This window comes from Vibrio sp. SCSIO 43009 (assembly GCF_023716525.1).
Taxonomy (GTDB): Bacteria; Pseudomonadota; Gammaproteobacteria; order Enterobacterales; family Vibrionaceae; genus Vibrio; species Vibrio alginolyticus.
The window spans coordinates 750,671-775,117 of sequence record NZ_CP071843.1 but is presented as its reverse complement, the minus strand read 5'-3'; the positions used below and the strand labels follow the sequence as shown (position 1 = coordinate 775,117).

Sequence of the window (24,447 nt, the reverse complement as noted above, 5' to 3'; positions counted from 1 at the left end):
ACACATCATTGGCGAGCTAGGATCTTTTACCTTCTTCAAACAATAGATAATGGATTCAGATTCAACAACTTTGCGTCGTTGGTTTTACATTAATTGACAATAGTGCGTTATTGCTGGCCACAATAGGCTTGCCAGTAGGAGAAGGCGCGTTCGAATGCTTTTTCCCTGTCGTGCATTTGTGCAAACAAGACCACTGTCATCGTAGCGAGAACCGTATTCGCCATTTGGTTCATGTCATCTTCTGACGTCCCAAACGGGCAGTTCGCAGGCATTGGCACCTCAGACAGCATTTGCTCCGTCCAGTAGTGCGATGTCACGCCGCTTGTTTGGCTTAACCATACGGTTTGGCTTACTTTCGGGTTGTATTCGGACTCACCCGATTGTCCTTTGAATGACACAACGGCATGAGCGGTTTTGCCAATCTCGAATTCGACTTCAGCATGAAGTTGTTGAAACCCGGGATGAAAGCTACCACGAATACCAACCGTCGCCTGCCCCGGATTCAATGCACGAACCACGGTATTAATCGGCGTTCTAAGCCCATAACGATTCTTCCAACCGATCATGGTTTCTGCTTGACGAGCAAACGCACTCAGCGGCAGATACACGATGTTTTGCGTTTCTAAGACACGCTTTGCTTCTTCTGCTGATTCCGCTTTCTTGATAGCAAACTTGTCGAGGTAATCTTCTGCGTGTAAACGACCAGATTGACGATCGTGGTAGCCATGCATCAGCACCTTATGACCATTATCGGCGAGGATCTTCGCTGCCAACAGGTGCCAAGGCTGACCTGCCGCTTCACGTTTGCCTGCATAACATGGCCAGTCAATGTCTGCACCAATGGCTGGCATGCGGGATTGGAATGCTTTCACAAAGCCAGCGATTTCTTGTTGAGTCTCGTTCTGTACGCGGATCAGCATCAACAGCATTGCCACCTGATCGTCGTCGCACTCACCGTTTAGGTATTCATCCATAACTCGAAACGCTTGGTCAAAGTTCAGTGGTTTTCTACCACGTTCGCCACGACCGACTGTTCTAATACATTCCAAAATGCTGCTCATATTCCCTCGTATTCCGTCACTGACTGTACGGTTTCTATTAGTTGTTCGCGCAGTTTGACAACTTCTCCCATTACAATCAATGCTGGGCTCACGCCTTTAAGTGTAATCGATAAATCATTGACCTGATTGAGTTGTGTAACGTGCACTTGTTGTTGAGGGCTGCAACCATGAGTGATGATCGCGACTGGGAAATCTGCTCTTAAACCAGAGCCTATTAAACCCGTTTGTATTTGCGATGACTTTTCTAACCCCATATAGAAGACTAACGTTTGTCCGCTTTGCATCAGTTGGCTCCACGCTTCAAATACGCCTGTAACCACTTGCCCCGTCACAAAGGTAACGCTGCGAGCAACGCCACGATGAGTCAGCGGAATCAAGCTGTTTGCTGAACATCCAATCGCAGCGGTAATGCCGGGAATGACTTCGTACGCGATTGAGTGTTTGACGAGCGCTAATGCTTCTTCGCCTCCACGGCCAAATACGAAAGGATCTCCCCCTTTTAAGCGTACAACTCGCTTTCCTTGCTGAGCGAGCGACACCATCAAATCACAGATTTCTTCCTGAGCAATGCTGGGTTGTCCGCATCTTTTGCCCACGTAAATCCAATCAGCTTGTGGCGAAGACAACTCCAAAATATCTTTGTTAACCAAACGGTCGTAAAGCAACACCTCTGCCGACATAATCGCTTTTACAGCCTTTACCGTTAACAAGTCAGGATCGTGCGGCCCTGCTCCGACAATCGAGACAAAACCTTTGTGGTTCGCGTCCAGGTCTAGTGAATGGTCTTCTAAAAGTTGGTTCAGTTTGCTTGCTTGGTCATGCTTAGAAAAGCGAGACGAGCGTTCTTGATTCTGACTCGCTTGTCCTTTCTTAAACCAAGACTTTTGATAAGGCGCTTCCATGTGCTTATCCTTTTTATGACTTACTTTATTTGAATAGCCAGACTTTGCTGGTTCGCTTGCTGTTTGCCCTTTTGATGCTGATGGCTGTCGACCATTTGTTTGATTTGAGAAACACACGAGCCACAGTTAGTACCGCATTTGAGTTTGTTTTGAAGCTGGGTCAGTGACGTGCAGTCTTGTTTCTCCATCGCGTCATGTATTTGTTTATCGGTGACACGGAAACAACTACAAACCAGTTTGGCACTGCTTTGCGATTGAGTGATGGTCAGCAGTTGCGATAGCTCCATCGGTTTGCCAATCAAGCCGGTAAAGTTGGTGTAGCCGGTTTGAATCGGTTCACTAGACACCACTAAAACAGAGCGAATGATACGAACGTCTCCAACAAGGTCGTAATCCACCGCTAGCCAACCTTGGGCAATATCTATCGTAATCCTGCGGCTCTTTTCTGTTCGACAAAAACTCTGCTTCTTTGGTCGCTTATCGTGTGCAAAGCGCCAAATGCCCAAATTGCTTTCTGCTTGAAATGCGCTGTAGAGAAACTTGCCGGAATCAAACTGTGTACCGATGAACATACCGTAGGTTTTTACCGCTGCATCTTGCACTTCAACATAAGACGACTTAAACGCAGGCTGCCCAGAAATAGGGTCTTTTGCGCTGTTTACTATCGCATTAACACTGCTTTCACCGCCATATCTACCCGCCCAGTGCATTGACATAAACAGCTCCTGAAAACCCAAACCTTCATCGATAGCAACTTTGGCATAAATACTGGTGTTTGAAGTAGGCTGAAACAGCTTGGTGAGTTGTCCTGCTTTTAAGCGATTTTGAGTGGCAGAGAGTGTGTTCATGTACACGGTTGGTTCTAACTCAGAGGCGGCAAGGTGTGCGATATGCCCTGTGCGAGTCATGGTATGCCATTGGTCGCGTTGTCTGCCCGTATTGAGCCACCAGCCTTTTGTTCTCTCTAAACGCGTTGGAGATTCACTGGTCACGACAAAACGCGCTTTACCATCTGGGTGCGAATAGACGCCATCAGCAAAAGGACGCTCTCCTCCCCATTGTGTTGGCACCCACTCTTCGTATTCTTGCTCGGTTAAGTTGGCGTATTGAGAAAGATCTAGCTTCAATGGCGAATCTGCATTCATGCCTGTCATCGCGGCATATTCTCTGAATACCGCCCGCTCAGAAGTAAACGCAAAGCCATTTTGTGTCTTTTCCAATGCACACAGAGCTTGCCCAACTTGGCTTATCGCCCACCAATCTGATTTTGCTTCACCGGGAGGCGTTTGAAACTGGCGCTGCCTTGAAAGTCGACGCTCAGAATTGGTCACCATGCCTTGCTTCTCCCCCCAGCCAGCGGCGGGTAGCAATAGGTCCGCGTAATGCGCTACATCCGAATCCGCTGTGATATCGGAAACAATCACAAACGGACAAATCTCTAGTGCACGTTTTACCAATTGGTTATCTGGCAAAGAGACAACAGGATTGGTTGCCATGATCCAGAGAACTTTAATCTCACCACGTTCTACCGCCTCAAACAGTTCAACAGCTTTTAAACCGGGCTGAGTGGCAATTTCTGGTGAATCCCAAAACGCCTGCACTTGCTTTATAGACTTTGCGTCAAAAGCACGATGAACCGCTAACTGGTTTGCCAATCCACCGACTTCTCGCCCACCCATCGCATTGGGCTGACCTGTAATAGAAAACGGGCCACAACCTGACTTGGCAATTTTACCCGTCGCCAAGTGTGCATTAATGATTGCATTGCCTTTGTCGACGCCATTTTCGGCTTGGTTTACCCCTTGGCAAAACAACGTAATTGCGGTTGGGCTTTGCGCAAACCATTGGAAGAATGTCGTGAGTTTTTCTTCTGAAATGCCAATGGAAGACGTCAAATTAGTGACATCGTAACGCAAATCAGAAACTTCTTCTCTAAGTGCATTAAATCCGTCGGTATAAGAATTTATGTATTCAGAATCAATCAATTGTTGTTCAATAAGAAACTTGAGCAGCCCATTGAAGAGTGACACATCACCATCGTTTTTAATCGGTAGATGCAAATCCGCTTGCTGTGCGGTGACCGTTTCACGCGGGTCAATGACCACCAGCTTGAGGTTAGGATTGTTTTCTCTCGCTTGTTGAATACGTCGGAATAAAACAGGGTGCGTCCAAGCGGTATTAGCACCGCAAATGATCAATAGCTCAGTCTTATCAATATCGTCGTAATTGACGGGAACGACATCTTCACCAAATGCTCGTACATGAGCCGCAACCGCCGAAGACATACACAAACGCGAGTTCGTATCGATGTTTGCGCTGCCAACATAGCCTTTCATGAGTTTGTTGGCGACGTAATAGTCTTCCGTTAACAACTGCCCTGACACGTACATCGCGATGGAATCCGGTCCAAACTCCGCTTTCGCTTGATGAATCTTTTCAGCAATCAGATCCGTGGCTTGTTGCCATTGCACCTCTTGCCCTTGAGGTCGTTGCTTGGTGACAAGCTTTGGATACAACAAGCGCGAAGGCATATTCAAGCTCTCTGCCAGCGCGACACCCTTCACGCACAGTGATCCCGCATTTGCAGGATGACACGCATCCCCAACGATTCCTTTCGCATTGACCTCGACACCACATCCAACACCACAATAGGGACAAGTGGTTTTTTTGCATCCTTGCGACATAACACCTCCAGTGCGATTCAGCCCAACTTACTAGCAAAAAAAAGCCTCTCCCGAATCGAGAGAGGCAGCAATGCCTTTAACGCTGTTAGTACATTTTCAAAAAGTAATACCCTATACCGCTCTCGCCTGCTATTAAGAGCGGCGCATCGAGTTATCGATGAACGTTTATGTAAAGCAAGTGAGGTGCCAAGATTAAAAACCCTTACTATACAAAAGGTTAGCTTAAAACCAATTATAGCAACGCAATGCTACGCACTGATTGTGTGCAAACTTCGGTCATTATCGTGCAGTATTACTTTACTAATTCCATAACTAACCTGGATTCTTCGTCACCAAAATAATGCGCTTCTTCTTCTAACGTTTTAAAGCCAAGGGAGAGGTATAAAGACAATGCAGGTTGGTTCTTAGGATCGACAGTCAATTTCACGCTTGAGCCTAACGTCAACGGCGCAATAACGTTTTCAAGGAGGGAACGCGCAATACCTTTACCTCTATGTTGAATATCGACGGCCAATGACATGATCCAATATTGATGTGCATTTGTGCTAGTCGTTAGCAATATATACCCTGCGACCTGCTCTCCCTCTTTTGCTACCAGTAAACTCTCTCCCCAACAATCAAAAGCTTGCCGAAAGAAAAATTGAGGATAGGCGTGTTCTCCAAATAAAGTATTTTCGAGCTTATATATGGCAAATAAGTCCTCTTTTTGCGCAGACAAGATGTCCATTCAATGACTCCTTCTTTAACATGAATGGCAGCAGTATACCTAAATCTCATCTAAATGACGGGACACAAACATCTCAATTAAGTGCTTAAGAAATGTAATATTCTTCCTGAAAATTAGGCCTAACTCACTTAGAACATACATCCGTGATTAAGTTTTAACCGCAAAATCAAAAACCACACAAGATGAAAATTTCAATACATACGACCATTAAACGCATTAGATTTAAGAACTTTATTCTGGTTTATTGAAAAATTCATAGTTGGATAATTTACAACCACCCCAAATTCACAGCATTATTCACCAAGCTTCGCGTGTGATAATAAACACTAAAACCTTTACCATTTTCAGCATTATTATTTTTATAAAAGCGAGTTTTAAAGTGAAAGAATCTCGAAATGCCTTAAATCCTAGTGAAATAAACACAGCCACAGCTTGGTCAAAACATGATACACATTGGGTTCTTAGCCTATTTGGAACAGCCGTTGGCGCAGGCATCCTGTTTCTGCCAATTAACCTTGGGATTGGTGGTTTTTGGCCTTTAGTCGCGATGGCAGTACTTGCTTTTCCAATGACCTATCTTGCGCACCGTGGCTTAGCTCGTTTTGTTCTATCTTCTAAGATCAAAAACGCAGACTTCACTGATGTAGTGGAAGAGCACTTCGGCGCAAAAGCAGGCCGTTCTATTTCACTGCTGTATTTTCTTTCGATCTTCCCGATCCTGTTGATATATGGTGTTGGAATAACAAACACAGTAGATAGCTTCATGGTAAATCAGGCTGATATGGCTTCTTTACCTAGACCTTTGCTTTCTGGCGTACTAGTGTTTGCACTAATTGCTATTATGATGGCGGGTGAAAAAGTAATGCTACGGGCCTTTGCCATTATGGTGTTCCCACTTGTTGCCATTCTTGCCTTTCTATCATTTTACTTAATACCGAACTGGACCATGCCTGTCATGGATGTGCCAGAAGCGTCAGCTTTTGCTAGCACTATGTGGTTAGCAGTTCCTGTAGTGATTTTCTCGTTTAGTCACGCAGCTGCAATTTCAAGCTTTGCAAATGTACAACGTCGCCATTACGGTAAGCAGGCAGATGCCAAATCCGAAGTTATTCTTCGTCGCACTAGCATCATGCTGATTGCCTTTGTTCTTATTTTTGTATTTTCCTGTGTGCTAACACTGTCACCTGAACAATTGGCTCAAGCAAAAGAACAAAACGTATCCGTATTGTCTTACTTAGCGAACGCAACCGATAATCCATTTATTGCAACACTTGGTCCTTTAGTAGCGTTTGTCGCTATCACTTCATCTTTCCTTGGGCATTTTTTAGGTGCGCGTGAAAGCTTAAATGGTTTAATTAACAAGCATTTTAACCTACCTGAGAAGCGTGTTGATCGTATCAGCGTGGCAGCACTGTTCTTCTCAATCTGGGCGGCCGCGATCATGAACCCAAGTATTCTTGGTATGATGGAAGCATTGTCAGGGCCTGTTATTGCAATGATCTTATTTATTATGCCAATGTTAGCGGTGTATAAAATCGAGGCGATGAAACAATATCGAGGAAATGTCTCTACTTACTTTGTTCTAGCAGCAGGCATTGTGGCGGTAAGTGCATTGATTTTTAGCTTCTTCAGCTAATAACTAAAGACTAGCTTGGATTTTCAGGGGAATACCTTACACAAGGTTAAGGTGATTCCCTGAATTTTCTTACTCTTTAAAAGGTAATCATCGTTACCCTTGACTCTTAAATAAGAGCGAAAACACCCGCAATCATAAGTACTGAAGCGATGCAGGTACGGCCGATAATGCCGAAGTGCGAAGGTTGAATCATTTCATTATGCATAGTTAATCTCCTATTTATTATAAAAGCCATTTTTTATTGGCTTAGTAACACTATGTCTAATATCCAGTTTTTTAACAACCCATACAAACATTAAATATTTATGACAGAAACGTAATTTTTTACACTTCGCCCTGATTTTGAGCGATGAATCCGCGGCTTAAATCATTAGATTGAGTCCACCGAATATGCTCGCCTACCTGTCATCGTTACCTTATCTATACCATCGCCTAATCATTGCATAAGTTTTCAATAGATTTTGTTTTATAAATCATAATATTATAGAGCTCCTTCTCGTATCTCACTCCCAAAACACTTTGCCACTGGGAATCCATCCGCACTTAACCAACAAGAAATGGTAGACTTAACTGGTATTCGGTTAAGAGATCACATTTTATTAATACGCTCATGCACTTCTCAATTAAAAAACTGGCTTGCGCACTTTGTACTGCACTTGGACTTTTCTTGCATCCCACCAACGTACTGGCGAGTACCGAAAAGCAAGCTTATCTGGAAGAACACATTTCAGCAGAAAGCAAGCCCATGTTAAAACTCTACTTTCGCTCGATGGGTAAGCCGCGATCAATTCAAAAAGATGAGTTAAATGCGCCACAGAATGCATCAGCGGAGTCTCTTGCTCTGTATTACTTTGCACGAAAGTACCTTAAGCGTTACGAAGGCGTTCCATTACCGAAAGATATGCCCGATTTAATCGAATTCGGTAAAAAGCACCATTTGGAATGGGTCGTCGCTGAAGCACAGCTCAATAAGGCTGTAACAATGATTGAGCAAGACGATAACTGGAACGCAGAATTGTTACTCCATGACGTTGTTTCTACAGCCCGTGATCTTGGTTATCTAGCATTAGAAGGCCGTGCTTACCGCTGGTTAGGCAATCTAGAAGTATCTCGAAATCAACTACGCAGTGGCCTAAAATATTATCGCAATGCCTATGAGTTATTAGAAAAAACAGTATTTGAAATACAAGTCGCGATGACACTGAACAACATTGGGACGGTCTACATCGACGCATCAGATTGGGCTCGGGCCAACAGTTACCTAACGCAAGCTCTCGACACTTACCTAGAGAGCGAATATCAATACGATAATAGCTTTTTTATGGGGGTTATCTACGCAAACCTTAGCATCGTTCACTCGAGCCTCGGAGATAACAAAGAAGCGGAATATTATTTCAATGAAGCCATTCGACTTTCAATGCAAACAGGGTCGGACACAGTCAAGCACCACTCTTTATCCAGCTTTTCACAAATGTTGAGCTCGGTAGGAAAAATTGATGATGCATTAATGGTCGCACAGCGTTGCGTAGACCTGCCCATTCCAAAAAATCTAGAAATGCTAAAAACGTCTTGTTACGAGGCATTTGCAGAGGCTTACCTCGCAAACAAACAATACGATAAAGCTATTACAACAGCACTTAACGTTCTAGAACAAACCAAATCAACCAGTGAATTAGAGCTGCGTCAGCGTATTGATATGCTTTCGGTACTGGTAAACGCTCATCAAATTCTTAATGACTATGAAGCGGCTTTTCATTATTTAACCCAATTAAGAGAGCTAGAGGCTGAGTTTTCTCATCATATTCATGGTGAAGAGATGATTAACATTAAGTTTGACCTCGAAGCTAAGTTAGCCCAGAAAGAACTCAAATTGCTAGAAACAAAAAATGCGCTACAAGCCTCTGAACTGCGTTCACAGCGCTATCGAGAAATGTTCTACTTTATCGCTATTGCGGCAATTGGAGTCGTTGGTTTTCGTTACGTACTGCGCGTTAGACGTATTAATAAAGCACTCACTCAAGAAAATACTACCGATCCATTAACTCAACTGCATAACCGTCGCTATCTTCACATTTGGTTGGACAAAATGGCTCGTAGAAGCCCAGATAGAACATTTGCCTTAGCAGTTTTAGATGTTGATCATTTTAAAACCTTTAATGATCAATATGGACACGATATTGGCGATAAAATGCTGACTCATATTGCCACGCTATTTAATGAATCCACTCGCTCTGGTGACCTACTCATTCGTTGGGGTGGAGAAGAGTTTGTCCTATTATTCGAAGTACAGCGAGTTGAAGATTGCGCTAAGTTTTTGGAGCGATTGAGATATACTGTTGAAAACACGCCATTGGTGGTTGACTCTAAACCATTAAGCGCGACAATTTCCCTTGGAGCAGTGGACAAACTGTCGGCACAAATAATTAAACAAGAATGGGATCAGTGGTTTTTCTTGGCAGACCAAGCTTTGTATGATGCGAAGCAAGCTGGCAGAAACCAGTTCATCATTCACCCTACATCATAAAAAAGCACACATGAAAAAAAATCTAATCATTATTACTTTTGCGCCTCTATTTCTTATGGCGTGCAGTAATCAGCAAGCATCTCAACTGGGAATGCGCAGCAGCAGTGTCAATGTATATGCCCAGCAAATGAGTAACACTCAACTATGTGAAACTCTCTACTACAACCGTGCAACCAACCAAACCAAAGTGGCGATTGGTGCTGAGTTCAATCGACGTGGATTAAACAAAAAGTGGTGTGATAAAGAATTCGATAAGTTGTACATTAAAAAGTGGATTGATAACGTGCTGCCTAAAGAAAAAGCCGAACCTAAGAAACCAATAGCAACTATTCAACCCGCTTCAACTAAATAACTCCCCTCTTGAAGCAGACGGTACACTCGTATTTTCTGCTTTTCACTTTTCATGCATGCTCGATGCGACATATAAAAACCTCATGGTTTCAGTAAATTAACAAAGACTTATGTTGTCCATCGAACTTTTAATGTAAACAAGTTGTAAATGGTTTTCGTCCTTATTCTTTGTCGTTAGCTTTGTTTGTTCCTGTTAGCGGAATATGAAACAGGAACTAAAAAATTCCAAACAAAGACATGAGGTCAAAAATGGAAATACGCATTAATCGCCTATTTGCTGCTATGTTGGCAGTAGGCATTGCACCTGCCGTCTCGGCGTTTGATCCACTCTATTCTGAACAATGGCACTTAGACAACACGGGGCAAACTGCGTTTGCGGCTAATCCTGCTGTTGCTGGGAACGACTTAAACACTAAGCTCACTCAGGCAATGGGGATTGCAGGTGTTGGTGTGAAAGTTGCCGTTATTGATTCTGGAGTGCAGATCGATCACCCCGACCTTGCAGGTAATATAGTTACAGGTAGCAGAAACTTCGTCGAAGACTCTTCATTCCCACCAAGTTATCCGGTTGATACTAATGGTCATGGCACTGCTGTAGCCGGTTTGATTAGCGCCGTCGGCAACAACGGTGAAGGCGGACGCGGTGTCGCTTCTCACTCTTCCCTCATCGGTTTTAACTGGTTAGCCAACCAGACATTAGAAGGCTGGTTAATCTCCCATGGCATGGACCCAGCAACACGCGATGTTCGCGTATTTAACCAAAGTTACGGTTTCAGCCCTATAAACCCGATTACTTTTGATGAAAGCGACCCTCAGCTAAAACTTGAAATGGACGTGATGAAAAACGTCAGCAACAGTAACGCCTGGGGTCGAGGTGCTGTATTTGTAAAGTCAGCAGGTAATGGTTACCGCTATTTCAATGCAGGGCGATTCTTCGTATTGCCAAGTAACTTCTTTGCTGGTGGAGACAATCAAGGCTTACCGATGCACAACTCTGCTCAGTCTTATGATAACGCCAATTACTTCAATTTAGTCACTAGTGCACTACGAGCGGATGGTACGCGAGCGAGTTACTCATCGGTGGGTTCGAACGTGTGGGTTGCAGCACCAGCAGGTGAATATGGGCAAGATTTCCCTGCTATGGTCACCACTGATTTAATGGGTTGTGAAGAAGGGCAAAATACCAGTGAAGGCCTTGGCATTAATGGGTTACACGGCGGAACGGAGCTCGATCCGAACTGTAACTATACCAGTACGATGAACGGAACCTCATCGGCTGCGCCAAACACATCGGGTGCCATCGCGGCAATCATGTCAACCAACCACGCACTTTCTGCTCGTGATGTACGTGCTTTACTAGCGGAGACAGCAAAAGTAACGGATAAAGCGCATCCAGGCGTACAGCTTGAATTTACTAACCATAAAGGTGAACAGGTTAGCTACGAGGCCATTGCCCCTTGGCAAAAAAACGCAGCAGGCGTAGATTTCCATACTTTTTATGGCTTCGGCGCTGTAGATTTAGATGAAGCGATGCAACGTGCTCGCATGACGAATCGTGTTTTACCAGCTCAAAGCATTACGCCATGGGTTCATAACGCTACAGAAGTAAGTGTACCCGATGCAAGTCTAGTTGGTGGTTCTTCAAGTATCGCCATTGCCGATGAGCTGACAGTAGAATCCGTTCAGGTGACATTGACATTGGACCACGCTCGTCTGCCCGACTTAGCTATCGAGCTCATTTCGCCATCAGGGACTCGTTCCGTTTTGCAAACACCGCGCAATGGTCTTGTTGGTCAATCTCTTGATCCAACGATTACAGGCTACAAAGATCAATTAATGTTGTCTAACCAATTTTATGGCGAAGATGCAAAAGGCGAATGGACGTTGCGAGCAATAGATACGAACTGCGATGAAGCCTATTCTTACATTGCATATTTCAACTCTTCCACCATCTATGACGTTCCGATGGCAAACAACGCTCAACCCGGTGTTATTAAGAACTGGTCGATGCGCATATTTGGACACTAAGGAGTCAATAACATGAAATACAAATCATTTTCTATGCTGGCTCTCGTTATCATGACGTCGAGTGTATACGCAGAGCAACAGCTCTCTCAACAACCTGCACCAGAACTGTTTGTGCCATCAGAAGCGGTTGAGATTAATGGCCAAGACTATCGAAAAGTGCAAACTGGCACTGTTAGAACCCTATCTGAAGACGTAAAACTTCAAGCGGGTGATGAGGTGTTTAAGAATGCGTTTAGTAACGTATCCAAAGCCACTGGACTGGTTTACATCACCGTAAACAATCCTAACGAAGCGAAAGCAGTCGCCAAAGAGTTAAAATTAGAAGTTATCTTCGCAGAGGGGGAATCAGCGGTGTTAAAAGCATCTCAAGATCAAGATCTGCTAAGTATTAGCGACTACCTAAACGCAGACAGCCGGGTAAAAGCGTCTAAAATTGAACTAAACAGCGGTAAATACCGTGCACAATAATTCTCTAACAAGAGAAGTTGGCCTGTAAAACCATGCCTCAGCGATTGCTGAGGCATTTTTATGGGTAGTAACATATAGGCTATTATTCTTTAATAACATTTCGCATAACCAGTATGATACCTAAACACCCTACTCGCCTGCGCCTGTCATTTCTTAAACAAAATAATTTCCGTTCTTAGCTCTTCTTCCGTGGTTTCCTTCGGGCTATTCAGATAGCGTTCGATTCCTAAAGGACTGGTTTTGACTTTCATACCACTCTGACGAACCAAGTTCATCGCTAAAGCCCATGCATTTCCCAAAAACTGATATTCACCTCGGTGTTCAACGACAAATGTTTCACTCTCAGGAATGGTACCAGTAACCGCCCCTTGAGGCGCTGGTACTGAGTTATGAAGAGGAAAGCAAGTGATAAACTCGAATGTACCTTTCTGCATATCCATCGACTGGTAATAACAAAACAATTCACCATTCACGGATAGGGTTTCGTCACTAATTAACTGTTCTAGTTGCTGAACATGCTTCTCAATTACCGAACCTAATTCCTGCAAGCTAGCCACACCCTTGATCCCAATGTAATGAATTTGAGGCAACGTTCGGTTACCAATTTCGGCTAAGTCTGAATGCACTCTTCCGGTTTCAAGCTTACTTTTAAGCATGCGTAACCCACGTTGATAATCCATCTCTATCATCGACTTAAACATACTTTTCAGAAAGAACAGATACCAAGGGACGCGAGATTGCATTTGCCATTCGACTAAACAGCCATTTTGTGACGGCGTCACGATTAGAGTCACCTTTCCATGGCTCTTGATTGGACGAAAGAAATGCAGCTCCATATCTAATCGATGCTCTTGAGTACTTTCCAGTACAATCGCGCCAGTCCCAATACGCTGACCATTCCATTGATAACCAGCTCCAACGTGGCCCTGATTATCACTGAATGTCAGCTCGCAGCTTGGTTCAAGAATGATCCATGGTGACCAGCTGGGCCAGTTATTGAAGTTCTTGAGATAGCCAATAATTTCACTTTGATTCTTATTAATTTCAATACTTCGGCTGACCTGATAAGAGAGCATAACGGTTCCTCGAGTTTCCGCTTCACTAACTTCAGTCTAATTCAAATTCCAGTTTTTTCTTGTTTGACTGCGGGTTAGATGCGTACGACAAGAAAAAGCTAGAGCGTTAAGTCTCACTTGAATCAATACGCACAAAGCTAAGAGCAGAACTCCACTTTTGCACTAAATCGAACACCATCATCGTCCAGTACTAACGCCCACCCCATCCGTTCACATATTCGTTGTACGATAACAAGCCCACAACCATAACCAGCGTTGTACGTCTCGTTGCCATCGTGACGGTTTAGGATCTTAAGCGCATGACCTTTCAACTCAATTTCAATATCTCCCACACTATAGCTAAAGGCGTTTTTAATCAGATTGTTGATTACAATGGTCACAAAACTCTCCGGTGCCTTCACTACACCACTATGTTGTTCGTGCAAAGCGTAGTTCGAATCTTGCTTGGCAAATAAAGGAGCCAGCTCTTCCAGTTGTTTTTGTAAACAAGTAAGAAGCTGATGCTCTCCGTAATGCTGAGGCTCTATTTTCTCTTTACCAAGTAAGAGAAACGCTTCTGTCAGTACACGCATCTCGTCACAAGCTGACTGCATCCTCGTGATGGCTTTTTGCGCAACTCGAGGTTGATCAGGAAGACGCGTCAGAATGTCTGTTGAGCCTTTAATCACCATGATTGGCGTTCTCAACTCATGCGATGCAAAACGGCTAAATTCTTGTTCTCGTTTGAAGTAGCCCGCGATATCGTTCTTATTATCCAGCAAAGTCTGCTCTATCTGGCGTGTTTCGCTGAACTTAGTTTCAACTTGGAAAGCGGGTTGATCCGGTGACATTTGGCTAATTTTGTCTTCAATTTGCGCTAATGGCCGAGACAATATTCGAACCATGTAAATGCCATACCCAACCATGACAAATGAAAACAAACCACCGAGCAGCAGCGTAAACTGATGCAGCGAGCTTTCGTATTCGTCCAAGTAATCATCTGAGTCATCTTGAAACACAATGTACATAAGCCCCTTCCCTGAGGGGTGTTTCAATACAACAAAGTGTTTATCTTCTTCACCAAGCAGGTATTCGTAAAAACCAGGTGAAGTAAAAGAGAGCAACCAATCGGGTGTCGGTGCTTCACTCCAATATGAGTTGAATTCCAATACGTTTGGCAATGGCGCATCCCAACCCTGTTTCTCGAAATTCTCACTATAAAGCGCCGCTTCAGTATCGAGCCAGTGATGTAAACTCAGCACTTCCAGTTTGTTTTCTGCCACATAAATCAGCGACCAAAAAAGAGTAAACATCACAAACGTCATGACCCCAAAACCCCAACGGATCTTGCGATAAATGCTTGGATATTCGTTATGCTTTAAGTCGGTAACCTTGTCCATGAATAGTCTCTAATCGTGATTCTTCAAAACCTTTGTCTAGTGCGGTTCTTAAACCATAAATATGGCTACGAAGTGCATCACTTCCGGGTGGTTCGTCTCCCCACACACTATCGATCACTTCTGTGCGCGAGACCGCTGCTGGAGCACGTTGGAGAAGCAATTTTAAAATTTTAGTTTGAATTCGACTCAGCTTAATTTCTTTGTCTTTTCTCGTTACTTTTCCTGTACGCGCATCTAAACAAATATCTGCAAATTTGAGCGCTCCGATATCTTGTCTTGGACCACGATTAGCCAAAGCATGAACACGCAAACTGAGCTCTTCCATCGCAAATGGCTTCATTAAATAATCATCTCCCCCCGCTTTAAAAGCCGCGATTTTGTCATCTAGCGTATCTTTTGCCGTTAGGAAGAGAATTGGCGTTCCACATAACTTATCTTGTCGAAGCTTCTGTACCGTACTGATGCCATCGAGCTTCGGCATCATGATATCCATGATGATTACATCGTAATGATTTTCCTCGATTAACTTAATCGCAGCCTCTCCATGAAACGCACAATCGATAATCATGCCTTCGAGCTCAAGATAGTCTGCAATCGTCTCCGAGACGTTATGGTTGTCATCTACAATTAAAATTTTCATAAAATCACATTTCTTCACGATCTCTTCACGATATGCCCAATAAGATACAGGCAATTTCCTAAACTCGCTCGTAAATTGAGGTTAATACAATGAAAAAACTCGCTCTTATTTCTGTAGTAGGTTTGGCATTGTCTGGTTGTGGTGGTTCAGGTGGTGGCAGCAATAGCGATAGCACGCCAACTCAACCAGTAGTGAAACCAAGTGTAGCGATTGGCTCTGTTGAAGCGGTCAACGCTGAAGAAAGCACGTTAACCGTCAATGGACATACGTATCGTGTGTCTGAGGTGGTTTATGACGACACACAAGTGCAATTGGCCGATGTAAAACCCAAAATGGTGGTTCGCGTGGGTTCAGATATTCGGCAAGCTTCGGACAATGGCGTCCGAGTCACACTTGAACCAACCATTACTGGACGTGTGACAGCGATTGATCATGTGAAGAAAAAATTCACGGTAAACGGCATAGAGCTGCAGTTTGACGATTTAAGTGATGATATAGAGGTCAACGACTGGGTGATGGTGTCATCATTGCCAACTGCCGATGCGGGTTATCGAGTGTTGTCTGTGGTCGAAATCGACGTAGATAACGATTACCCAGCCCTTGGAAGCTACTACGAACTGGAAGGTCGCATTACTAGTACCGATGAAAATGCTGGCACGTTTGAGCTTGGTACAAATATAACCGTATCTTACGACAACATTAGCCAACTTAGCATCGGCCAATGGGTGGAAGTAGAAGGTGAAATGCAAAACGGTATCTTCATGGCACATGAGGTAGAAGTTGAAGACTACGACGATCTAAAAAATGACAGCGATGTGGAAGGTATCGTGACTTGGGTTGCCAAGGATTATAGTGAGTTCTCTCTAAACTACCGAGTAGCCTTCTTCATTGATAACGCAACACGATTTGAAGACGGCAGCAAAGCGAACCTAAAACAAGGCCAAGAAGTGGAAGTAACGTCTGTCATGAAAAATGGCAAACGCATCGCTACCGTTATTGAGTTTGAGCAACCAGACTTTGACGATAACAACCAATGGCAAGGTAAAGAATTTGAATGTGAAGGATACGTATCAAACTATGATGCTGAAGCAAGAACATTTGAAATCGAGCGTTGCGAAAACGACGCAGATCAATTGCTAAACAACACGACCGTTGTGATTGATGCACAAACACGCTTCCAAGGCATCGAAGAACTTAACCTAAATGGTGCTCGTGTCGAAGTCGAAGGTGTGATCATTAACGACCAAAATATTGCCCGTGAAGTGGAGTTAGACGTTTACGACAACTAATCCCTTCTACGCTTAAGAAAAAGTGTCACTTCGATGGCACTTTTTCTTTTCACCTTACTTTGCTTCCCAAGCTCAAACCAACAAATTCTCAGCCAAAGCCTTTTCTCTCCGTTACACTTTACCTATGTTTCACAACATTGGTGACGAATATGAAAAAACGCAACCTCATTTTGTTAATCTTGTTTTTTGGTTCAGCCACGAGCTTAGCTAGCGTTATGGATCCTGACTGCGATGCAGAAAAGGCAGCTAAAGCCGCTGCGACAAAAGCCGTGGTTGGTGTTGGTGGTCGCTGTACGCCTAAAGAGGCACTGAAAGATACCGCAGTTGATGCAGGAAAAGACAAATTGCCAGATGAAGGGATGGCGGGTAAAGCTGTTGATGCAATGACACCGGAAAAAGAGAAGAAAACGGTGAAAGACGTAACCAAAAAGCTCAATAAAGATTGATACCTACATCATAGATGTTTGAGCGTAGAAAACATTTTCCTAGAATAAAGTGGCGATTTACCAGTTGTTTGAAGCACACGTCTAATCTTGGTTTTTCATATTCAAAAACCTGCATTTGACCACACACTATTTTTACTACACAAGTTCAAAAATTAGTAATAATTCCTCCTAACTTTGAGACTTTGAGCCTAACGAGAAATGTAACAACTTGCATACAAGTCACTTGGCTATATTGTACACATACTATATATCGAAGAAAGGAGGTTTAACGATGGTTAGAGGTTATAGTGAACAGACTCTAAAAGCCGAACCTGTAGTTCAATTGGCGGTACTGACAGGCTTAGATGCCGATTTGAACTTCATCAGAAACAACAGAGAAAAGGTTTTGCCTATAATCACAGGTGTCATTTTGTATCGACAGCTCAATAGACGCGACCAAAGAAAAGTCCTTGAGCAGGCACAGGCTTTAGGGAATTCGAAATTTTTCGGTAAGATTCAAATGCTGGTAGCGCAAAGTATTGCCAAGCCAATGTGGAACCCTTGGAGCCTATCAGATGGTGAGCTGCGCCAGTATTTTAATACTCATAAAGCAGTTGCAAATTTCCTTTCTACATGGTTTATCACCATCGATATTAAACTTGAGGTCGGCTTTATGGCAGCTGTTATATACGCACTATCAAAAGGTCAAGGGGCTGCATTGATTAAAGAAATGGCTTCAGTGCACATCGCTGAAGAGACTTTCAAAAAACTCAGCCTCTCATCAACTGCACAACAAGCTGGCGCGAGAGCATTTTTTGTAGCTGTTATTCTCGCTAGTGTACTCAAAGGCTTTAACGAGGCAGATGCGCTAGCTGCAAAGAAAGAGTTGTTACGACGTAACATGCTTGGAATAGAGGATTTGTAAGCTATGTTTTGGATACTGGGTCTTTTAGTTTCCTTGTTTATCATGTACTCGGATTACGCGCATTACTTCTATACCAAGCGACATGGAAAGAAATCTAGGGTTTCTCGCTTATTTAGCTTGTTGATCACGGTAACGCTTCCTATGATTGCGACTACCGAGATTTTGAACGATCTTAATGTAGAGAAAACCAGCTACCAAGTGTGTGTAGTTTTAGTCTCAGCTTTAGTTGGCCTTCTGGTCTGCTTGTCGGAACAGTATCGTTTTAAGTCAGAAAGAGATTAGTGGTATCGGGTTGTCCAGCTATCACCAAAGGCATCAAATTGGTGCCTATTTTATTATTGGTTTATTAATAACTGATCTGGCGAGTAAGGCCGGTTCGAATATCTTCTAACGTTCACCCTCGAGCACGAGACCGCTATCATGACTTCTTTAATGAAAAAAAGAGAGCCTTTTGACTCGGGGATTTAGAGCTCTTGGACGTCTGAATGCGCATAGTTCATACCCTCTATTGAGACGTCGGAATTATTCGCTGTACCGTGATAGAAAATTATTTATGTATTGAAACACATATACCTTGCTCGTGAATATCTAGCCGTCTCGGACATCTCAAATCTAACCTCAACTTATATCCAAATGAATTTGTAGTTTGTATCACCAACTGCTCATAGTTTATTTAACAATTAACAACGAGTTCATGGGGAGCTAATACAAAAAAGAGCGCCGATTGACGCTCTTTCCGAACTCTAATGGATAACCAATTATGCGGTTTCTGCTTCACCTATCCAATGATAATGGTGGTTGGCTTTTTTTCCCACTAAACCGAGCTCTGCCAATTCTTCAAATACCTTGTCTACCTCTTCCGCAGACAGCCTAAACTGTTTAGCAACGGCTTTTTTGGTGCACGTAATTTGATGCGTTTTAAGTGCATCGCTAACTTGCTCTAACAAGGTTTTCGGTTCCTTTGGTTCTTCTGGCTCCGGCGCAGCTGGTATTTCTTGCTCTTCTTCCTCTTTTATATGAGGAAGATAACCCGCAGGCGCTGGGTCTATATCGCGAACTGTTTTCAATATCATGCCCTCATTTCTGCGATAGAAATATCGGAACCGTTGCTCTTCACCAATCAAGCCAACAAAAAATGCAGCAAAGAAGTCCAAAAGAATCGAAAGAAATACAACCAAGCCAAGCTGAGCTTGCTGAGAGGTGGTACCAAATGCGTTGGCTAGGCTATCAATCAAACCAATCACTGAGCCTTGCGTAACCGGCGGTAAACTATCACGCTCCATAGCCAAGCGTTGCTGCTCTTCACGTAAGGTTTTGTTTTGATCCTGAATGCGAGTTACACCAGTCGCGATACGCTCCATCTCGATGTATTTCTGCGCTGCCATATTGTTGAGCTCAATCTGCTTATCGATTGCCGCAATCTGACGATTAAACGCTTCCACTTTCGCCTGCTCTACCGAAATATGACTTTGTGCACTATTGGTTGCACTATTAATCCCACCAATACTACCGCCAATGGAAATCGCAGCTAAGACTAAATAAAACACGAGAGCGGTTGCTGCTCCTGTGTAGTTGCGATGGGCTCGGCGCTCACCGTATTCATACCAAGCGTAAAATTTACCTGCTTCAAAAATGATCGCTAAACCACCAAATAAGGTTTGCATCATCGGGTTTTCGTCGATAGACAAAAACAGCAATAGAGAAAAAATAGTCGATGCTAAAATCGCAGCACCGGTGAATGCATATACACTCACCATGGCAAATCGACCTTTAGGGTATCGATATCCAATCTGTTGTTCGTATTTCATTTGAGAAATTTCTTAAGATTAATCGCCCCTCCGACTAAGTAGGACGGACGTTTCTGGCATGTACAAAGGAGCGCAGAATACCGTATCCTTTATTAAATTACTGTCATAATTCCGTTAATGGAAAACAAGTGAAGATTCGGTGTGCATTTTGAATCGATATCAGCCAAATCTAGCACGTAAAAACACCACCACGACACCCACTAACCGAAGCTTCAGTGGCATATAAGAGAGATTAATTCGGTATCTTCAAAAGCGACTAGGCAAGACTGACAAGTTGAATTGGAGGTTGTGAATGTCAGCCGAATCAAGACATTAAAGCGTTAAAAATAGGCAATAAAACAAATAATGCACACTTGCATCACCTTTTAGTAAACTGATAATTACATTGTTTGGTTAATTTGTTAGTATCCCGCGCCGAAGAAGATAAGCACTCAATTGTATGGAAAACACTCTAATACAGCACAAACACCATCGCTTGCACGCTATTGCGGTTATTATCGCGGTGTTGTTTCAGTTGTATTTAGCGTCCACAGCCGCTCTTAATCCTACACAAGTTCACAGCACAACTTGGCTCAACAAAGTCCAAAGTGAAAAGGTTTTACTGTGTACCGCAGATGGTTTCAAATGGGTGGATATCAATACGTTGATTGAGGCTAACGCTCAATCTTCTTCTAAGCTCATCCAAGATCTTAACTTACACGACGGCTTTCAGTTTGAATGTCCGCTTCTTCAAGCTGTTCAATTCTTTCTTCTGGTTGCGATTGGGCTTTACCTGACAACCATCCATTGGCTGCGCCGAGTAAAGTATGCACTGACGACTTATCATTTTTCAAAATGCGATAAGTTCGTTTACAAACACATCGCGCCTAAGCACTCTCCGCCGAGTGTTTTTCCTGCCTAACAGGCATCTAATCATTGACAACTTTATTCAAAAATAACGATGACTCTGTTTGTTGTCCATTCAGAGAAGCTATTAATTCAAAAGGAAAAACACATGCTTAAATCATTAAAAACCGCCGCTATCGCGCTTATTGCTGTCATCGCTAGCCCACTGAGTTTAGCGCACGATTATGAAGCAGGAAAAATTCATATCGACCATCCATGGAGCCGCGAAGCGCCACCAAACGCACCTGTTATCGGTGGTTTTTTTCAATTAACCAACCACGGTGACAGTGAAGATGCATTGATCGCAGCAGAAAGCCCAATCGCAGGGCATGTCGAAATTCACACGCATAAGAAAGAAGATGGTGTGATGAAAATGATTAAGATTGACGAAGTGCGCGTTCCAGCCAATGAATCTGTGTTGTTTAAACCAGGCAGCTTCCATTTAATGATTTTTAACCCAACACAAACTCTTAAAGAGGGTGACCGCTTCCCTATGACATTAACCTTTAAAAACGCAGGTAAGGTTGAAGTGGAAATGGCGGTTGAGAAACAAGGCCACATGGAAAAACACATGCATCATTAATGACGCAAACAAAAGTGCCCGCTGATTTAGCGGGCATTTTTATCTCAGCTTAGTCAAAATCATTATCCAATAGGTCCTAACTCGACTCTTCAGAATAATGGTGATAAATAACGCTTGGCGAAACGGCGTCATATATCATAACAGCGTGCTCGGGCAAGAGATTCTAAATCACGCTCGTCCCTCGCTATTCAGAATGACCTTGAAAGACTTAAGATCCTAAAAAGGTTCCCTACCCGCTTAAAACTCAACCTCTCGACAAAGTTCTCCAACCATCACTTGGCAAGCCTAAATGAAATCATAAGTTTGGCAACAAAGACCCACGGTTAATCAGCTTTCTTTCTACTAGAAACAAACCTCAGCCCAACGAGCTAAGCCCGCAGCTATAAGCTCAATTGTTTATGCATCCCAATTATCCTGACTAAATACAAACCATACACGACCGTAAAAGTCGATATATACCACTGGATGAGTCAGCATCTCAAGAAAGTACGTGATCGACTTCTCATTGTTGGTGTTTCTCTGTTTATTAAAACCATTTGTATTACAATAATACTCTATGTTAAATAAAAAATCCTTTCCAACTCTACAAACATGAGAGAACACCATTATGTCTACTAAAATTGCATTTATTTCTGGTGCTACTGGCGGTATCGGCTTCCAAGTAGCAAAGCGTCTTGGTCAGGATGGATACACGGTCATTCTAAACGGCATTGAAGATGAAAAAGGTTCGGAGTGTGTCTCCAAACTACATAACGCAGGAATTGAGGCTGAATACTACGGTTTTGACGTTACAGATGAACATGCCGTCGATGAAAACATCAATGCTATTGGTGAAAAATACGGCAAAATCGATGTTGTCGTTAATAACGCAGGTGGTCTTGGTGGTCGTAGTCCTATTGAAGGTATGGAAACTGCTTTTTTCCGTAAAGTCATGGCTTTAAACCTCGATAGTGCATTCTTCGTATCACGCGCAGCGATTCCATTTCTAAAAAAGTCTGATAACGCATCAATTATCAACTTCACTTCAAACGCTGCTTGGAATGCAGGTGGTCCAGGTGCAGGTATTTACGGTACATCAAAAGCCGCCGTTCATACATTAACTCGCGCTTTAGCTAAAGAGTTAGCTCCGGCTGGAATTCGAGTCAATGCAGTATCTCCTGGCACTATCGATACACCATTCCATGCTCAAATCAAAGCAACCAAGCCTGAAGTATTTGCTTCTTGGGCAGACAGTATTATGCTTGGACGCCTAGGCCAGCCAGAGGAAGTCGCCTCTGCTATCTCTTTTCTGGTAAGTAAAGATGCATCATTCATTACCGCAGAAACACTGCAAATTGGTGGTGGTCAAGCTTTAGGCATTTAGTACCAATAAGTCTTTTTACCTATCAGTAAGTACGCTTTAGTACTGATTTGATAACGGCCGCAGTATGTTTGTACTGCGGCTTATCCTTATACCACCTCGCCTTTCACCCCATTTGTAACGTTTCACCCATTTTTTGGTATGGACAGTATTCCTCTAGCTGAAACAAAACCACTTGTATTACAATAAATTTTATTTTTTACGTTATTTAAGCCTCCTAAAGGCTTTGTTCACGATAAAAATGGAAGCGTGATGAATCCGCTTTTCTTATATACTCTGATGAATAAAACCCTCACAAACCTTACTTACATCTCACTTTTAGAAAAAATCCATCCCAAGCCCGCTATGCTCATAATTTTCAATTGCAAAAGCCACAATAGTCATTATGATTATCAACAAGCAATATAATCATACAATAGTATTTTTGGAGTTAAAATGACTAAACCTATCATTGGTTTCATCGGCCTAGGCTTGATGGGCGGAAACATGGTTGAAAACCTACAGAAACGTGGTTACGAAGTTGCTGTAATGGACCTCAATAAAGATGCTGTTGACGCAGTACTAGCTCGTGGAAACGCTTCTGAAGCTTCTTCAGGTAAAGAACTAGCAGAGAAAAGTGATATCGTGATGCTGTGCCTAACAACATCTGAAGTTGTCGAAAAAGTTGTTTACGGAGACACTGGTGTTCTAGCTGGCATGTCAGAAGGTAAAACACTCATCGACTTCGGTACATCTATTCCAGCTTCAACGAAGAAGATTGGCGCTGACCTTGCTAAGAAAGGGGCTGGTATGATTGATGCGCCTCTAGGTCGTACACCTGCCCACGCAAAAGATGGTTTACTGAACATCATGGCCGCAGGCGACGTCGAAACATTCAATAAGGTTAAGCCAGTGCTGGACGATCAAGGTGAAAACGTATTCCACCTTGGCGCACTAGGCTCTGGTCACGTAACTAAGCTTGTGAATAACTTTATGGGTATGACAACCGTAGCAACCATGTCTCAGGCATTTGCTGTTGCTAAACGTGCTGGTGTTGATGGTCAACAATTATTCGACATCATGTCTGCAGGACCATCAAACTCACCATTTATGCAATTCTGTAAGTTTTACGCCGTAGATGGCGAAGAAAAACTAGGCTTCTCTGTTGCAAACGCAAACAAAGACCTCGGTTACTTCCTTGCTCTATGCGAAGAGCTTGGTACAACTTCCCTGATTGCAGAGGGCACTTCTAAGAGTCTACAAGCAGCAGTTGATAAAGGCCTTGGTCAAAATGACGTTCCAGTCATCTTCGACTACTTTGCAGAGCTAGAAGCTTAGTCACACTCAGTTGTGACTAAAAGCCCAGCTACTAATGTAGCTGGGCTTTTTTTGTTTTTCCTCTTCCCCTGACGCTCATCACTCCTTGATACCCTAGCCACTCCATTAAGGTTTTGCAGGGCTGCCTCTTCCAATTCTCTTATATATTTTCCACTAACACTTCAAAACCTCTCTCCTATTTCTGGCGTACGCCTCATTAAAGCTACGTCTGATTTAATGCTTTTTCTTTGCTAAGAAGGCACACATATTTATTTAAATAGACAAAGCATCAGGTTTGGGGTGTAAAGTGTAAACACAGCGTGCAAAGAAAGTTAGATTGCTTTTTCGCTTTAGGCTGACGACTCTAATGCGAATATAGTCGCACCTTATTGGGAGTTCC

General features: G+C 43.2%; 21 protein-coding genes. 13 read left to right on the top strand and 8 right to left on the bottom strand.

Annotated features, from left to right (window positions below):
• Nucleotides 1–107: 107 nt before the first annotated feature.
• From J4N43_RS19075 to J4N43_RS19060, 4 genes are all read right to left on the bottom strand, one after another.
• On the bottom strand, nucleotides 108–1,061 hold the full coding sequence (locus J4N43_RS19075) for a glycosyl transferase family protein (RefSeq protein WP_158159366.1): 954 nt from the start codon (nucleotides 1,059–1,061) through the stop codon (nucleotides 108–110).
• Nucleotides 1,058–1,963 (bottom strand): uroporphyrinogen-III C-methyltransferase, encoded by a 906-nt coding sequence (gene cobA / locus J4N43_RS19070; protein WP_158159367.1) that lies wholly within the window; start codon nucleotides 1,961–1,963, stop codon nucleotides 1,058–1,060. The genes J4N43_RS19075 and cobA overlap by 4 nt, the downstream gene beginning before the upstream one ends.
• A 20-nt stretch (nucleotides 1,964–1,983) precedes the next feature.
• Entirely contained in the window at nucleotides 1,984–4,647 is a 2,664-nt protein-coding gene (locus J4N43_RS19065) for a nitrate reductase (RefSeq protein ID WP_158159368.1), read from the bottom strand.
• Nucleotides 4,648–4,939: 292 nt separating this feature from the next.
• Nucleotides 4,940–5,374, bottom strand: a complete 435-nt coding sequence (locus J4N43_RS19060) for a GNAT family N-acetyltransferase (RefSeq protein WP_005375870.1) — start codon at nucleotides 5,372–5,374, stop codon at nucleotides 4,940–4,942.
• 379 nt (nucleotides 5,375–5,753) lie between these two features.
• On the opposite strand from J4N43_RS19060, the gene J4N43_RS19055 reads away from it, so the two are divergent.
• From J4N43_RS19055 to J4N43_RS19035, 5 genes are all read left to right on the top strand, one after another.
• Nucleotides 5,754–7,010 (top strand): aromatic amino acid transport family protein, encoded by a 1,257-nt coding sequence (locus J4N43_RS19055; RefSeq protein WP_033907092.1) that lies wholly within the window; start codon nucleotides 5,754–5,756, stop codon nucleotides 7,008–7,010.
• A 610-nt stretch (nucleotides 7,011–7,620) separates the two neighbouring features.
• Complete coding sequence (locus tag J4N43_RS19050; RefSeq protein WP_081051357.1) at nucleotides 7,621–9,534, top strand: tetratricopeptide repeat-containing diguanylate cyclase; 1,914 nt, start codon at nucleotides 7,621–7,623, stop codon at nucleotides 9,532–9,534.
• 10 nt (nucleotides 9,535–9,544) lie between these two features.
• Nucleotides 9,545–9,886 carry a hypothetical protein gene (locus tag J4N43_RS19045; RefSeq protein ID WP_025767691.1) on the top strand — a complete coding sequence of 114 codons (342 nt, stop codon included), beginning with the start codon at nucleotides 9,545–9,547 and terminating at the stop codon, nucleotides 9,884–9,886.
• Between the two features lie 248 nt (nucleotides 9,887–10,134).
• Complete coding sequence (locus J4N43_RS19040) at nucleotides 10,135–11,913, top strand: S8 family peptidase (RefSeq protein WP_053349952.1); 1,779 nt, start codon at nucleotides 10,135–10,137, stop codon at nucleotides 11,911–11,913.
• A 12-nt stretch (nucleotides 11,914–11,925) separates the two neighbouring features.
• Nucleotides 11,926–12,381 carry a serine protease external chaperone gene (locus J4N43_RS19035; RefSeq protein WP_025767689.1) on the top strand — a complete coding sequence of 152 codons (456 nt, stop codon included), beginning with the start codon at nucleotides 11,926–11,928 and terminating at the stop codon, nucleotides 12,379–12,381.
• Nucleotides 12,382–12,527: 146 nt separating this feature from the next.
• Here the strand turns inward: J4N43_RS19035 and J4N43_RS19030 are convergent, their stop codons facing one another.
• From J4N43_RS19030 to J4N43_RS19020, 3 genes are all read right to left on the bottom strand, one after another.
• Nucleotides 12,528–13,457, bottom strand: a complete 930-nt coding sequence (locus J4N43_RS19030; RefSeq protein ID WP_053349953.1) for an SRPBCC family protein — start codon at nucleotides 13,455–13,457, stop codon at nucleotides 12,528–12,530.
• Nucleotides 13,458–13,594: 137 nt separating this feature from the next.
• Nucleotides 13,595–14,836, bottom strand: a complete 1,242-nt coding sequence (locus J4N43_RS19025) for a sensor histidine kinase (RefSeq protein WP_053349954.1) — start codon at nucleotides 14,834–14,836, stop codon at nucleotides 13,595–13,597.
• Nucleotides 14,808–15,476, bottom strand: coding sequence for a response regulator transcription factor (locus J4N43_RS19020; protein WP_053303698.1), 669 nt, complete (start codon nucleotides 15,474–15,476; stop codon nucleotides 14,808–14,810). The genes J4N43_RS19025 and J4N43_RS19020 overlap by 29 nt, the downstream gene beginning before the upstream one ends.
• An 89-nt stretch (nucleotides 15,477–15,565) precedes the next feature.
• On the opposite strand from J4N43_RS19020, the gene J4N43_RS19015 reads away from it, so the two are divergent.
• The 4 genes from J4N43_RS19015 (at nucleotide 15,566) to J4N43_RS19000 (ending at nucleotide 18,397) form a co-directional block, all read left to right on the top strand.
• Nucleotides 15,566–16,765, top strand: coding sequence for a DUF5666 domain-containing protein (locus J4N43_RS19015; protein WP_053349955.1), 1,200 nt, complete (start codon nucleotides 15,566–15,568; stop codon nucleotides 16,763–16,765).
• 149 nt (nucleotides 16,766–16,914) lie between these two features.
• The gene (locus tag J4N43_RS19010; protein ID WP_017634219.1) at nucleotides 16,915–17,211 is read left to right on the top strand and encodes a hypothetical protein; all 297 of its coding nucleotides are present in this window, start codon (nucleotides 16,915–16,917) and stop codon (nucleotides 17,209–17,211) included.
• A gap of 271 nt (nucleotides 17,212–17,482) precedes the next feature.
• Complete coding sequence (locus J4N43_RS19005) at nucleotides 17,483–18,115, top strand: hypothetical protein (protein WP_225473152.1); 633 nt, start codon at nucleotides 17,483–17,485, stop codon at nucleotides 18,113–18,115.
• 3 nt (nucleotides 18,116–18,118) lie between these two features.
• Nucleotides 18,119–18,397: a hypothetical protein gene (locus J4N43_RS19000; protein WP_080996836.1), complete on the top strand. Its 279-nt coding sequence runs from the start codon at nucleotides 18,119–18,121 to the stop codon at nucleotides 18,395–18,397.
• A gap of 476 nt (nucleotides 18,398–18,873) precedes the next feature.
• On the opposite strand, the gene J4N43_RS18995 is transcribed toward J4N43_RS19000, so the two are convergent.
• Nucleotides 18,874–19,923: a hypothetical protein gene (locus tag J4N43_RS18995; protein WP_017634220.1), complete on the bottom strand. Its 1,050-nt coding sequence runs from the start codon at nucleotides 19,921–19,923 to the stop codon at nucleotides 18,874–18,876.
• A gap of 439 nt (nucleotides 19,924–20,362) precedes the next feature.
• Here J4N43_RS18995 and J4N43_RS18990 point away from each other — a divergent pair, with 439 nt between their 5' ends.
• The 4 genes from J4N43_RS18990 (at nucleotide 20,363) to J4N43_RS18975 (ending at nucleotide 24,068) form a co-directional block, all read left to right on the top strand.
• Nucleotides 20,363–20,824 carry a hypothetical protein gene (locus J4N43_RS18990; protein WP_005375842.1) on the top strand — a complete coding sequence of 154 codons (462 nt, stop codon included), beginning with the start codon at nucleotides 20,363–20,365 and terminating at the stop codon, nucleotides 20,822–20,824.
• A gap of 93 nt (nucleotides 20,825–20,917) precedes the next feature.
• The gene (locus J4N43_RS18985; RefSeq protein ID WP_062730964.1) at nucleotides 20,918–21,391 is read left to right on the top strand and encodes a copper chaperone PCu(A)C; all 474 of its coding nucleotides are present in this window, start codon (nucleotides 20,918–20,920) and stop codon (nucleotides 21,389–21,391) included.
• Nucleotides 21,392–21,998: 607 nt separating this feature from the next.
• Nucleotides 21,999–22,754, top strand: a complete 756-nt coding sequence (locus J4N43_RS18980; protein ID WP_017634222.1) for an SDR family NAD(P)-dependent oxidoreductase — start codon at nucleotides 21,999–22,001, stop codon at nucleotides 22,752–22,754.
• Between the two features lie 432 nt (nucleotides 22,755–23,186).
• Nucleotides 23,187–24,068 (top strand): NAD(P)-dependent oxidoreductase, encoded by an 882-nt coding sequence (locus tag J4N43_RS18975; protein ID WP_053349960.1) that lies wholly within the window; start codon nucleotides 23,187–23,189, stop codon nucleotides 24,066–24,068.
• Nucleotides 24,069–24,447 lie beyond the last annotated feature (379 nt).

Coding starts and splice junctions, on each gene's coding strand:
- J4N43_RS19075 (WP_158159366.1), bottom strand. CDS start 1,061: ATGAGCAGCATTTTGGAATGTATTAGAACAGTCGGTCGTGGCGAACGT.
- cobA (WP_158159367.1), bottom strand. CDS start 1,963: ATGGAAGCGCCTTATCAAAAGTCTTGGTTTAAGAAAGGACAAGCGAGT.
- J4N43_RS19065 (WP_158159368.1), bottom strand. CDS start 4,647: ATGTCGCAAGGATGCAAAAAAACCACTTGTCCCTATTGTGGTGTTGGA.
- J4N43_RS19060 (WP_005375870.1), bottom strand. CDS start 5,374: ATGGACATCTTGTCTGCGCAAAAAGAGGACTTATTTGCCATATATAAG.
- J4N43_RS19050 (WP_081051357.1), top strand. CDS start 7,621: ATGCACTTCTCAATTAAAAAACTGGCTTGCGCACTTTGTACTGCACTT.
- J4N43_RS19045 (WP_025767691.1), top strand. CDS start 9,545: ATGAAAAAAAATCTAATCATTATTACTTTTGCGCCTCTATTTCTTATG.
- J4N43_RS19040 (WP_053349952.1), top strand. CDS start 10,135: ATGGAAATACGCATTAATCGCCTATTTGCTGCTATGTTGGCAGTAGGC.
- J4N43_RS19035 (WP_025767689.1), top strand. CDS start 11,926: ATGAAATACAAATCATTTTCTATGCTGGCTCTCGTTATCATGACGTCG.
- J4N43_RS19030 (WP_053349953.1), bottom strand. CDS start 13,457: ATGCTCTCTTATCAGGTCAGCCGAAGTATTGAAATTAATAAGAATCAA.
- J4N43_RS19025 (WP_053349954.1), bottom strand. CDS start 14,836: ATGGACAAGGTTACCGACTTAAAGCATAACGAATATCCAAGCATTTAT.
- J4N43_RS19020 (WP_053303698.1), bottom strand. CDS start 15,476: ATGAAAATTTTAATTGTAGATGACAACCATAACGTCTCGGAGACGATT.
- J4N43_RS19015 (WP_053349955.1), top strand. CDS start 15,566: ATGAAAAAACTCGCTCTTATTTCTGTAGTAGGTTTGGCATTGTCTGGT.
- J4N43_RS19010 (WP_017634219.1), top strand. CDS start 16,915: ATGAAAAAACGCAACCTCATTTTGTTAATCTTGTTTTTTGGTTCAGCC.
- J4N43_RS19005 (WP_225473152.1), top strand. CDS start 17,483: ATGGTTAGAGGTTATAGTGAACAGACTCTAAAAGCCGAACCTGTAGTT.
- J4N43_RS19000 (WP_080996836.1), top strand. CDS start 18,119: ATGTTTTGGATACTGGGTCTTTTAGTTTCCTTGTTTATCATGTACTCG.
- J4N43_RS18995 (WP_017634220.1), bottom strand. CDS start 19,923: ATGAAATACGAACAACAGATTGGATATCGATACCCTAAAGGTCGATTT.
- J4N43_RS18990 (WP_005375842.1), top strand. CDS start 20,363: ATGGAAAACACTCTAATACAGCACAAACACCATCGCTTGCACGCTATT.
- J4N43_RS18985 (WP_062730964.1), top strand. CDS start 20,918: ATGCTTAAATCATTAAAAACCGCCGCTATCGCGCTTATTGCTGTCATC.
- J4N43_RS18980 (WP_017634222.1), top strand. CDS start 21,999: ATGTCTACTAAAATTGCATTTATTTCTGGTGCTACTGGCGGTATCGGC.
- J4N43_RS18975 (WP_053349960.1), top strand. CDS start 23,187: ATGACTAAACCTATCATTGGTTTCATCGGCCTAGGCTTGATGGGCGGA.